Raw genomic sequence first — 11837 nt, 5'->3', positions numbered from 1 at the left:
CCTTTTGTGCTGCGCCAGTGATGGCGCTGGCTTTGTTGCTGCCTCATAGTGCCTTTGCGCAGGCTCAGGGCAAGGTCAACATCAATGAATACATTGTGCGTGGCAATACCGTGCTGGACGCCCGCAGCATTGAAAAAGCGGTCTACCCCTTTTTAGGCCCCGAGCGCAGCCTTGAGGATATTGAAAAAGCGCGCGACGCCTTGCAGGAGGTCTATAACGCCCAGGGCTATCAGTCGGTTTACGTGGATCTGCCCGAGCAGGCCGTAGCCGATGGCGTGGTGTTTTTCCAGGTCACGGAAACCAAGGTAGGCCGTGTGCGCGTGGTCGGTGCTGAACACTATTCGCCGCTGGCCATCCGTGACGGCGTGCCGTCCTTGCAAGAAGGTCAGGTGCCGGATTTCAGCAAGGCGCAGGCCGAACTGGCCGAGCTCAATCGCGGTGCCAGCCGTCAGGTCATGCCCATGGTGAAAGAAGGGCGCGTGCCCGGCACCATGGACGTGGATCTGCGCGTTGACGACAAAAGCCCTTGGAGTGCCAGTGTGGGCTTGAACAATGATTACAGCGCCGACACCAGCAAGCTGCGCGGCATGGTCACCCTTGGCCACGACAATCTATGGCAAAGCGGCCATACCTTCTCCCTGACCTACTTCACCGCTCCGCGTGATATGCAGGATGCCAAGGTCTGGTCGGCGGCCTACACCATGCCTCTGTCCCCGCGCTGGAGCCTGGCGTTCTCTGGCTACAAGTCTGACAGCGATGTCTCGACTGTTGGCGGCACCAATGTGCTGGGCAAAGGCCAGTCCTACGGCATTCATGCCACCTACACCTTTCCGCAGTCGGGCTCCTGGTATCACACCGCCTCGATTGGCATGGACTACAAGGATTTTGAAGAGCAAACCCGTTTTGGTGAGACCAGAGACCGCGTGCCGCTGACGTATCTGCCCTTCACGCTGGCCTATAACGGCTACCGCTACACCGAAGATTCGCAAACCAGTGTCGGCCTGACCCTGACTGGCGCGAGCCGCAGCCTGTTTGGTCTGAACAGCGAATGGGAAGAGTTCGACTACAAGCGCTGGATGGCCAGCCCCAGTTTCATGGTGTTCAAGGGCGATCTGAACCACACCGAAACCTTTGCCAAAGACTGGCAGGCCTATGGCCGCGTGGGCTTTCAGATTGGTTCAGGCGCTCTGGTTTCCAACGAACAATTTTCGGCCGGTGGCGCGACCAGCGTGCGCGGTTATCTGGCCGCCGAGCGCAGTGCAGACGATGGCTGGATGGCCAGCGTTGAGCTGCGCACCCCCTCGCTGGCCCGCTGGATTGGCCCCTCGGTTAACGAGTGGCGCTTCTACGCCTTCAGCGATGTTGCACGTTTGCGCTTGCGTGACCCCTTGCCTGAGCAGGAGTCCAGCTTTCATCTGGCCAGTGTGGGCATAGGTACGCGTCTGCAAATGTTTGACTGGCTGTCCCTGCATGCCGACTGGGCTTATCCCCTGACGCAAGGCGTCAACACCGAACGACACGATCCGCGTGTGCACTTCAGCCTGCGCGCCTCCTTCTGACCCCCTTAGCCAGAACAATCTGCCTGATTTTGTTCCCGGAGTAATTCGATCATGAAACGCCTTCTTCTTTTGATGCTCGCCATGATGGTGGGCTGGCTACCCGCCGTGGCGCAGGCCTGGTGGCAGCCCGACTGGCAGTACCGCAAGCAAATTTCTGTTGATACCACCCCCGAGGGTGGCGCGATCAGTGAGAACGTGGGCCGTACCCCTTTGCTGGTACGCCTGCATACCGGCAATTTTTCCTTTGATGGCACCAATGAAAATGGCTCGGACCTGCGCTTTGTGTCCGGCGATGACCAGACCGTGCTGAACCATCAGATCGAGAGCTTTGACCCCTTGATGGGCATGGCGTTGATCTGGGTGGATATTCCTGAGCTGATGGCCAGCCAGAAGCAGGATATCTGGATGTACTACGGCAACGAGAAAGCCCCGGTGGCTTCCAATGGCCAGATTACCTTCGATCCCAACTACACCCTGGTCTATCATTTTGATGGCGCTGCTGGTGCACCTTCGCGTGACAGCACGGCGTACACCAACCACGCTCAAACAGCCCCAGCGGGCGTGATCGACGGCGTGTCCGGACGTGCAGCCCAGTTTGTGGGTACAGCGCCCTTGATGCTGCCTGCCAGTCCTTCCCTGGCCGTGCCAGCAGCCGGTGCTTTTTCTTTCAGCGCCTGGGTGCGTGCAGATCAGCCCCAAGGCCAGCAATTGGTCTATGCCCGTCGTGATGGTGCCAGCAGCTTTCTGATCGGTCTGGACCAGGGCGTGCCCTTTGTTGAGATCAATGGCCAGCGCAGTCCTGCCGGTGCCCCCTTGTCGCCCAGCACCTGGCAACATCTGGCCGTGACGGCCGATGGCAGTCAAGTGATTCTGTACGTCCAGGGCCGCGCCACGGCTTCCCTGAATGCCAGCCTGCCACCGCTGAACACGGTTGCCGCTTTGGGGGGTGATGTCCCCGGAACCTTGCCGGCCGCGCCTGCTCCTGTAGCGGCTGAAGTGGCTGGCGCTGAGGGTGCCACGCCCGGTGCCGCCGCCTCTGCCGGTGCCGAGGCCACAGCGCCTGTCGCCGCTCCAGTCGCTAACTATGCTCCCTTTGTTGGTGCGATTGACGAGCTGCGCTTGTCCAAGATTGCACGACCTGCTGCCCTGATTTACGCCGATGCACTGGCACAAGGAGCCGAGTCTCGCCTGATTGCGTACGGTGCGGATGAAGAGCAGTCCGGCTTCGGTTTTGGTGCTCTGGGCTTCCTGCTGAAAGCCGTCCCGTTGGACGCCTGGATTGTGATCGCCGTGCTGGTGTTCATGATGTTTCAGTCCTGGGTCATCATGTACCGCAAGAGCCGTCAGGTGGGCCGTGTGCAAGAAGCCAACCGTCAGTTCCGTGCTGCATTTGGTGAGTCCGGCGGCAAGCTGGATGCGGTACAGACCGATGCCAAGGCCGAACAGAACTTTGCTCATTCCTCTTTGTGGCGCCTGTATCGCATGGGTGTGAAAGAGCTGCACAACCGTCAGGCCCAAGGCATGAAGGCCTTGTCTCCCAACACCATCGAAGCCATCCGTGCTTCCATGGACGGTGTTCGTACACAAGAAAATCAGGCACTGGGTGCACGTCTGGGCATCTTGTCCAACGCGATTGCCGGTGGCCCTTACATCGGTCTGCTTGGCACGGTGCTGGGGATCATGGTGGTGTTCCTGGGAACGGCAATGGCAGGCGATGTGAACATCAACGCCATCGCTCCCGGTATGGCCGCCGCCTTGCTGGCCACGGCCATGGGTCTGTTCGTCGCGATTCCGGCCCTGTTTGGCTACAACCGCCTGATTGGCCGCAATAAAGATGTCAGCGCGGACATGCGTGTGTTTGTGGACGAGTTTGTGACTCGTCTGGCTGAAATTCATGGCCAGAACACCGCGCCCGGCAAAAACAAACACGACAAGCACGAGGCGGCACTGGCTCAAGGCGCTGACCTTGATCTGGCCAATGCCCAGGCTGCTGGCTCGGCATAAGGAACGGACATGGCAGCCCTACGAGACGACGACGATGACGGCGCAGCCGTTGACGGCATCAACATTACCCCGCTGGTCGATGTGCTGATGGTGGTGCTGGTCATGTTCATCCTGACCGCCACCGCACAAATTTCCGGCATTCAGGTGAATTTGCCCAAGGCCAGTTCCACCGTGTCCCTGGTTCAACCCAAAACCAAAGCCATCTCCGTGAACGAAGCGGGCCAGGTGTTTCTGGATGCCTATCCGGTGACCCTGCCCGAGCTGGAAGACCGCTTGCGTACCGAGAAAGCTTTGAACCCGGATTTCCCGGTGATTGTGCGCGGCGACAGCATTGTGCAGTACCAGAAAGTGGTGGAAGTGCTGGATGTGTTGCGGCGCTTGGACCTGTCCCAGGTCGGTCTGGTGACCGGCAAACCTCAGTAAGTTAATTGGTGTTCTAACGATGTTGCCAAACTCATCCAAACCGCAAGCCAAGCAACGCGCACGCTGGCGTCGGCTGGCCATCAAGGTGCTGGTTGTGGTGCTGGTGGCGCTGCTGGGCTGGTGGGTCTGGAAATGGGCCAATGACATGGCCGGGATCAAGCGCCAGGTGCCCAAAGAGCCCATGTTGATTCCTTTGCCGCCACCGCCTCCTCCGCCGCCCGAACCCGAGCCGCCACCGGAGCCTGAAGAGCCCAAAGAAGAGGAAGTGGTCGAGCCGGAGCCCGAACCCGAGCCTACGCCGGTTGAAGAGTCCCAACCGCAGGATGAAGCGCCACCCACGCCATCGGACGATTTGTCAGACCCGATGCAGATGGACAGCGACGCCCAGGCCGGTACTGACAGTTTCAACATCAGTGCCGGACAGGGACGAGGCATGGGTGGCAGTGGCGGTGGCCGTGCAGGCAATGCCACCTATAGCCAGTACCTGGCCTATGCGCTGCAAAAAATCCTGCGTGAGGACAGCCGCACCCGCAACTTGGTCTACCGCGTTCAGGTGCAGTTGTGGTTGACCGAAGACGGGTCCATTACCCGTGTCGCCCTGGCACAGTCCTCGGGCGATACCGAGATTGATGAGGCCTTGGTAGCTGCCTTGCGTGAAGTCGGGCGCTTGAGCGAGCGGCCACCGGCGTCGGTAAGCATGCCTATCCGAGCCCAGGTAACGGGTCGTAGGCCCAGTTGATTGTCTGCCTTTTTTGACCGAATGATTTGGAGTGCGCTTTTCATGAAAACCCATCCTAGTCGGCTGGCTTGCGCGGTGGCGCTGGCCTTGACCTGCACCGCTGGCCCTGTGCTGGCTCAGGCGCCATCCCAGAACGCCACCGTTAACCTGATTCGTCTGCTGGTGCAGCAAGGCGTCTTGCCCCAGGCTCAGGCCGATGCCCTGGTGGCTCAGGCTGAGGCGGAAGCCGCCCAGGCGCGCAAAGCCGATATTGGTGCAGCAGGTGCCGCCCAGGCCCGGCCTGGTGATGTGCGTGTCACGTACATCCCGGAGACTGTGCGCGAGCAGATCCGCGAAGAAGTGAAGAATGAAGTGATGTCGCAAGCCAAGGCCGAGAACTGGGCCCAGCCCAACACCTTCCCGGACTGGGTTTCGCGCATCACGGTGGAAGGCGATGTGCGGGTGCGTAACGAGTCCCGCCTGATGGATGGCGCGAACAGCAACGAGCTGATCAACTTTGCGAAGTGGAACGACAACGGCCCCATTCCTACCGTGGTCGAGAACAAGCCTTATGGCCTGAAGATCCCCTATCTGAACAGCCGCCAGGATCGCCGTAACCTGTGGCGTATCCGTGCTCGTCTGGGTGTGAAAGCGACGCTGTCCGAGCGTTGGGAGGCCGGTATCCGCCTGGCCACGGGCAGCGATGACAATCCGGTGTCCACTTCCGATACGTTGGGCAACGGCATGGGCAAGAAGCACCTGTGGCTGGACCAGGCCTACTTGTCGTACCGTCCTACCAATTGGGCCACCATTGTGGCGGGTCGTGCCTCCAGTCCCTTTGATTCCACGGATCTGCTGTGGTCGTCTGATTTGAACGTGGACGGTATTTCTGCCGCCTTCAAGCACGCGATGTCGGATCGTCCAGTAACTGTCTTTGGCAATCTGGGTGCCTATGCGCTGGAATACGCCAACACGCCCTGGGATCGCAACAGCCTGTCCGAAGGCTCCAGCGAAAACAAGTGGCTGTTGGGTGCGCAGATCGGTGCCGAATGGAAGATCAATCAGCGAAACAATTTGCGAGGCAGCGTAGCGTATTACCACTTTGACAATATCGCCGGCCAACGCTCCAGCGCCTGCACGCTGTATTCGTCCAGCGATGTGTGTGACACAGACTGGTCGCGTCCTGCCTTCATGCAAAAGGGCAATACCGTGTTCCTCTTGCGTGACATTCGTCAGTGGTCGGCAGACCCTAAAAACTGGAACGAATGGCAGTACGTGGGCCTGGCCTCCAAGTTCAACTTGCTGGACGTGAACATGCGCTGGGACACCGAAGTCATGAATGGCCTGAACCTGCGTCTGGCCGGTAACTACGTGCGCAACCTGGCTTACGACAGCAACAAGATGGCAGATCGTGCCGGTGGTCTGTACAACATTGCCTCCAACGGTACTTACGATGCCTCCGGTAACCCGACCGGTATCGAAAGCGGCGGCAATGCCTGGATGGTTCAAGCGACCTTGGGCAGTAGCCTGGGCTTGAAGGACAAGGGCGATTGGCTGGCTTTCGCGGGCTACAAGTACATCGAACCGGATGCCATGCCTGATGGCTATAACGACTCCTCCTTCCACTTGGGTGGCACCAATGCACGTGGCTACTTCCTGGGCGCAGGTTATGCCTTCGAGAAGAACGTAACCGGCCATCTGCGCTGGAGCAGTTCCAAGGAAGTCTATGGTGCGCCGCTGTCTATCGACATCATCCAGCTTGAACTTAACGCCAGGTTCTAAGCCATGACGATATTGAATTCATCCTGGAAGCAGTGTGTGCAGCCAAGCGGGCGCAAACCTTTTGTCATGACGCTGGGCGCGCTGCTGCTGGCGGGTTTGGGCCAGTGGGCTGGCCCAGCCATGGCACAAAAATCGGATATGGAGGAGCGGCTGCGCACGCAGTTGCGCTCCAGTACCCAGCAATTGCAGCAGTTGCAAAGTCAGCAGGCGCAGCTGACGGCGGCAAAAACCGCCGCAGAAACCGAACGTGATGCGGCCCGCAAGGAGGTCGAGCAACTGAAGGCCCGTTTGGACAAGGCCAGCAAGCAGGCGCAAAGCTTGCAAGACGAGCAGGAGGGGATCAAGACCTCTGCGCGTCAGCAAGTGGCGGCAGCGCAATCGCAATTAGGCCGTGCGCGTAACGAGTTTGAAACCTTGCAGGTGCAAGCTCGTGCCACTGAAGCGCAACGTGCCAGTTTGGCTTCCAGTCTGGCCCAGCGCGAAGAGGAACTGGCGCTGTGCACGGCAAAAAACAAGGAATTGTATGCAGCCGGGAAAGAAATCCTGGCGGCGTATGAACAGTTCAGCACGGGCGACTTGCTCAAGATCCGACAACCGCTGGCCGGCTCGGCACGCGTGAAGTTTGACGAGCACGCGCAGGCGCTGGGCGACAAGCTTTACGACGGCCTGTACACGCCCGGTGCCACGACGTCGGAACAGCCGCCTGTCGCGCCCTGAGCCTTATTGATTGATACCCACAAGGAATATGTATGACTGACTCCCAAACCATCCAATCCGTCTCCTTGAAGCAATTGCAGGAGCTGTTGCAACAGATGGGCTATCGCGTGACCGAGTCCGAGCAGGCTGGGAATCGCCAGCTTTTGTCGGCTTCGCAAGGCATTGGTTTTGCGCTGCGCCTGGGTAATCCTGCGCATGAGGCGGACCAGGCACTGGACTACACCTTGAGCTGCGCTTTGCGCGTTCAAGGCGAGATGCCTGCCGGTATCGAATCGGCCTGGAATATTGGCAAGCGCTTTGCTCGCCTGGCGGTACAAGGCGAGTTTCTGGTGCTGGAAATGGACGTTATCGTGGCCGGTGGCGTTGCACCAAGCTACCTGCAAGCTACCGCTGAGTTGTGGGACCGCTTGTTGCAGGAATTCTTGCTGTTTTTGCGTCAGCATGCGGCGGCCAATAATGAAGCCAAGAGTGCCGACAAGGATGAAGCGGTTGCTGCTAAGCCAGAAGTAGCCCAAGTGCCTACTGCACCTGCCGACGCTGAACAAACTGAAGCGGCACAAGCTTGAATCAGGTGAGTACGATGACACACCCCAAAATTCTGCTGCAAAGTGTGCTGGCTTTGAGCCTGTCGGCCCTGTTGGTGGGTTGTGGGAAAAATGGCGATGCTCAAGCCCAGCAGCCGCAAGCTGCCGTGCAACAAAGCAGCGCTCCGGCATCGACGGCAAAAAGCAGTGCTGCGACGCCTGCGGTCGCCACGCTGGGACAGGTGGTGGTCAGCCAGGACGAGTTGCAGCAGTTCCTGCAGGCTTTGCCCGCTGCCCAGCGTGAAGCCATGCGCAATGATCGCGTGGTGCTGGAGCAGTGGTTGCGCAGTCGCCTGGCCGAGAAAGCCGTGGTAGAGCAGGCCAAGGCTCAGGAATGGGACAAGAAGGCCGAGATACGCAGTGCCATTGAAGAAGCGCAGAATCAGGTGATCCTGCGCAGCTATCTGCAATCCGTGTCTGAACCCGCAGCGGATTACCCGTCCGAGCAGGATCTGCAAACGGCTTATCAGGCCAATCAGGATCAGTTCCAGTTGCCGGCCATGTATCGCTTGAGCCAGATCTTTTTAAGCGTGCCGGACAAGGACGAACAGGCTTTGGCGCAAGCGAAGAAACGGGCCGATGCCTGGGTCAAGCAAATGCGCGAAGGCAAGGCGGATTTTGCAGCCCTGGCCAAAGAGCATTCGGACGAGAAAATCAGTGCCGAGCGCGGTGGCGATAATGGCTTTTTACCGATGAGCCAGCTAGTGCCAGCCATGCGCGCTACGGTTGCCAAGTTGGAGCCGGGGCAGCTGAGTGATCCGATTGTGCAGGCCGATGGTGTGCATATTCTGCAATTGACTGATCTGCGCCCGGCCAGCGTGCGTTCGCTGGAGGAAGTAAAGCCGGCGCTACGTGATGCCTTGCGTCGTCAGCGACAGCAGGAAGCAACGCAGGCCTATGTAGCCGGCATGCTGGATGCCGATACGGTAAGCGTGGATGGCAAGGTGTTGAGTCAGTTGTTGCAGCAGACCCAATAGTCTTGAACCCTGGGGGCTATGCTGGCTGCTTGTGCCATGCAGAATGTTGCAGGCAGCAGGCAGCAGGCAGCAGGCAGCAGGCAGCAGACCCAGGGGCAGGGCGGGTGAAGGAGGACGGCATGCGATTGTGGCGGATCAGCAGTACGCATTGGGAAAAGCAGCATGAAGCCACGCCGTGGTTCAGTGCCAAAACTTCTTCCATCGCCATCTATCATGCCTCCCCTCTGGCGGCAGTGTGCGCCTATTTACTGCGCCATTGCCTGCCTCATCCAGACCTGATCCCCAGCCACCAGGCCCTGCATTCAGTCGGTGTCAGCCAGAATTTGATACGCCGTGCGCAGGTCTCGCGCCATTGGCATTTCAACTTGAAAGAAACGCGCGACCTGACCTTGCGCTGGCGTTTGTTGGCCGACCGGCCTGTGCTGTGTGTGCCTGCCTTGAGCGGGGCGAATCAATATTTGATTGATACCCGCTCGCCGCTGTTTTCCTTGATTCATCTTTATCGCCAGGATGCTCAGGCGCTGGAGCGCAGTCTGGAACAGATGCGTGAACACCTGCAGGGCGCTACGCCCTGGCTGGTGCTGCGCTAAGGTGGCTTGGCAAGTAAAGCGGGCGGGAACTGTCACTATGTTGTCATTGGGGGCTTTTACAATCGCCTCGCCTCACCCCTTTTCGTTTCACTGTCCGACGCCGCGGCTAGACCTATTAACGTGCGCATGACCATGACTCAGGTGGCGATCAGTGTGGCGGTGTTACTCGGCGCTTTCTTGTTATTTGCCTGTGCAAGTCTCGCAGTTGCCCGGTCTGATGCTGACACCCTGCTAAATTCTTCCGAACGTTTGTCTTTCGATATTCAGGCTCAGCCTTTGGCTCAGGCCTTGAAAGCGTATGGGCAACGGTCTGATCTTTCTGTGCTGCTGGACGGTGCCGATCCGCAGCGACCCATGCCGGCCGTACGCGGCGAAATGACGCGCAAGCAAGCCTTGTCCTCCTTGCTGCATGGTTCGGGCTTGCAAGCCTATTACGTGGATAACCGCTCTATTGTGATCCGCTTGCCCGATAGCAGGCCGGGCAAAGCGGCCACCGGCCAGCGCCCCTTGAATCTGAGTCACATCTCGGGCGTGCGTGATGGTGCCCATGATTACAGTGCCTATGTCACCCGAGTCCAGCGGACCGTGCGTAATGCCTTGTGCCGATCACCCCAGACCCGTCCCGGCGCGTACCGGCTGGCCATGCAGTTGTGGCTGAACCCACAGGGGCAAGTGGAACGCGTGCACCTGTTGGGCTCGACCGGGCAGGCCAGCCGCGATCAGGCGATCAGCCAGGTGCTGGATTCACTGGCAATGGGCGTGGCACCGGATGCCAGTCTGCCGCAACCCTTGGTCCTGTTGCTGGCTCCCGTCTCGGGCCATGTGCGTGACGACTGCCCTGCGCAGGCCGGGAAGTAGATCATGTCCGAAGCTCTGCGTAGCCGTTTGCGCCAAAGTCTGATCGCCCGTTACACGCATTTGCGTCGGCGGCTGGAACGCACGATAGGTTCGCGTGAAGATGCGGCGGATGCCTTGCAGGAAACCTGGATACGGATAGGGGGAGTAGGCAACGGGGTATCGGTGAACAATGACGAGGCCTACTTGCTGCGCATGGCCACCCATATCGCCATTGATTCCTACAAACAGCGCAACAGCTTGCTGACAGCCATGGATCTGGACGCCTTGAGCCATATTGCCGATGACACCTACGATACCCAGCGTTGTGCCTGGGCGCGCATCACGACGGCGCAATTGCTGGCTGTGCTGCAGGACATGCCGATTCGTCAGCGCACGATTTTGATGGCTTCGCGGGTAGATGGTCTGACCTATGCCCAGATCGCCAAACAGTACAATATTTCGGTTTCCCTGGTGAACAAGGAAATGATGCGCGCGCTGGACTATCTGCGTCTGCGTTGCGCGGAACAATTCAATGATGCTGTGGGTGTCAGCGTCTCTGACAGCCTTACCGACGCTTAAGTTTTGCCCCATGAGTCTTTCTTCCTCCTCCCCGTCTGACGCCGTGCGTGCTCAAGCCAATCAATGGTGGGTGCGGCTGCATTCGGGCAGTGCCCGGCAGTCCGATGCGCAGAGCTTTCAGCAATGGCTGGAGCAAAGTCCCGAACATCGTGTGGCCTGGCAGGAGCTGACGGTAACGATGGACACGGTAACGCCGGGTTTGCAGGCCGCCAGAGACTTGTTGCCGGAATGGAAAGCTCCCGCTGCCCCACCCGTATTTACGGCCCGGCGCGCCTTCATGGGTGGAGCTTTTGCAGCCTCGGCCCTGGCGGTGGTGGGAGTGGTACATCCGCCCTGGGGCTTGTGGCCATCGTTCACGGAACTGACATCGGATTTTCGAACAGGGGTGGGCGAGCAGCGTGAGATTCAACTGGGGCAGGCCGTTGCCATTCAGATGAACACGCAAACTTGCATCAACCGTCGTGATACTGCCCAGGGGGCAGGCATTGAGCTTGTTGAAGGCGAAGTCGAAATCCGTGTGCTGGATGGAGCGACCAGCCACCTCCACGTTCAGGCTGGGCCAGGGCGCATGCAAGCGCAACAGGCGCAGTTCAACGTGCGCTACACGGGGACGAACGTGACGGTGACGTGCCTGCAAGGGCAGGTCCAGGTACAGGCGAGTCAAACCGTCACTTTGCAGGCGGGCCAGCAAACGATTTACGACTATGAGCGCATCCACGCGGTGCAGCGCCCTAACCTGGATCAGGTCAGTTCCTGGCGACGTGGTTATCTGGCTTTTGAAGGCCAGCCCCTGGCCGATGTAGTGGAAGAATTGAACCGCTATCGGCCCGGAAAAATCGTGATTTACAGCGATAGTTTGAAGAGCCGCCCGGTGTACTTGAGCTTGTCCATCAGCGATATGGATTTGGCCCTGGATATGCTGCGCGCCATGTCCGGCATACGGGTGCAAGAGTTGGCGGGTGGTATTGCCCTGGTAAGACAGGCGTAGTTACATAAAGTAACAAAATAGGCATGATTGATTTCTCGTCAGAACCAGTCTTGTAGATATGGATACGAAATCCCTCCAG

Annotated in this window: 12 protein-coding genes; all 12 read left to right on the top strand. The window is 59.0% G+C overall.

The window, feature by feature from the left end; all coding sequences use genetic code 11:
• Positions 1–20: 20 nt before the first annotated feature.
• The 12 genes from U2949_RS07850 (at position 21) to U2949_RS07795 (ending at position 11758) form a co-directional block, all read left to right on the top strand.
• A complete protein-coding gene (locus U2949_RS07850) occupies positions 21–1559 on the top strand; it encodes a ShlB/FhaC/HecB family hemolysin secretion/activation protein (RefSeq protein WP_321287035.1) in 1539 nt (512 codons plus the stop codon).
• 51 nt (positions 1560–1610) lie between these two features.
• Complete coding sequence (locus U2949_RS07845) at positions 1611–3563, top strand: DUF2341 domain-containing protein (protein ID WP_321287034.1); 1953 nt, start codon at positions 1611–1613, stop codon at positions 3561–3563.
• A gap of 9 nt (positions 3564–3572) precedes the next feature.
• Positions 3573–3986, top strand: coding sequence for an ExbD/TolR family protein (locus tag U2949_RS07840; RefSeq protein WP_321287033.1), 414 nt, complete (start codon positions 3573–3575; stop codon positions 3984–3986).
• A gap of 19 nt (positions 3987–4005) precedes the next feature.
• Positions 4006–4725, top strand: a complete 720-nt coding sequence (locus U2949_RS07835) for a TonB family protein (RefSeq protein WP_321287032.1) — start codon at positions 4006–4008, stop codon at positions 4723–4725.
• Positions 4726–4767: 42 nt separating this feature from the next.
• Complete coding sequence (locus U2949_RS07830; protein WP_321287031.1) at positions 4768–6486, top strand: putative porin; 1719 nt, start codon at positions 4768–4770, stop codon at positions 6484–6486.
• A gap of 3 nt (positions 6487–6489) precedes the next feature.
• Positions 6490–7203, top strand: coding sequence for a hypothetical protein (locus U2949_RS07825; protein ID WP_051316289.1), 714 nt, complete (start codon positions 6490–6492; stop codon positions 7201–7203).
• A gap of 32 nt (positions 7204–7235) precedes the next feature.
• Positions 7236–7769, top strand: coding sequence for a YbjN domain-containing protein (locus U2949_RS07820; protein ID WP_026483706.1), 534 nt, complete (start codon positions 7236–7238; stop codon positions 7767–7769).
• Between the two features lie 14 nt (positions 7770–7783).
• The gene (locus U2949_RS07815; RefSeq protein WP_321287029.1) at positions 7784–8764 is read left to right on the top strand and encodes a peptidylprolyl isomerase; all 981 of its coding nucleotides are present in this window, start codon (positions 7784–7786) and stop codon (positions 8762–8764) included.
• 119 nt (positions 8765–8883) lie between these two features.
• Positions 8884–9354 carry a hypothetical protein gene (locus U2949_RS07810; RefSeq protein ID WP_321287028.1) on the top strand — a complete coding sequence of 157 codons (471 nt, stop codon included), beginning with the start codon at positions 8884–8886 and terminating at the stop codon, positions 9352–9354.
• 126 nt (positions 9355–9480) lie between these two features.
• Positions 9481–10212 carry an STN domain-containing protein gene (locus tag U2949_RS07805; protein WP_321287026.1) on the top strand — a complete coding sequence of 244 codons (732 nt, stop codon included), beginning with the start codon at positions 9481–9483 and terminating at the stop codon, positions 10210–10212.
• A gap of 3 nt (positions 10213–10215) precedes the next feature.
• Complete coding sequence (locus U2949_RS07800; RefSeq protein ID WP_009461859.1) at positions 10216–10770, top strand: RNA polymerase sigma factor; 555 nt, start codon at positions 10216–10218, stop codon at positions 10768–10770.
• 10 nt (positions 10771–10780) lie between these two features.
• The gene (locus U2949_RS07795; protein ID WP_321287023.1) at positions 10781–11758 is read left to right on the top strand and encodes a FecR family protein; all 978 of its coding nucleotides are present in this window, start codon (positions 10781–10783) and stop codon (positions 11756–11758) included.
• Positions 11759–11837 lie beyond the last annotated feature (79 nt).

The organism is Alcaligenes phenolicus (genome assembly GCF_032063905.1).
GTDB classification, from domain to species: domain Bacteria; phylum Pseudomonadota; class Gammaproteobacteria; order Burkholderiales; family Burkholderiaceae_B; genus Alcaligenes; species Alcaligenes phenolicus.
Note: the sequence above shows the minus strand (reverse complement) of the source record. Positions and strands in the feature narration are given on the sequence as shown.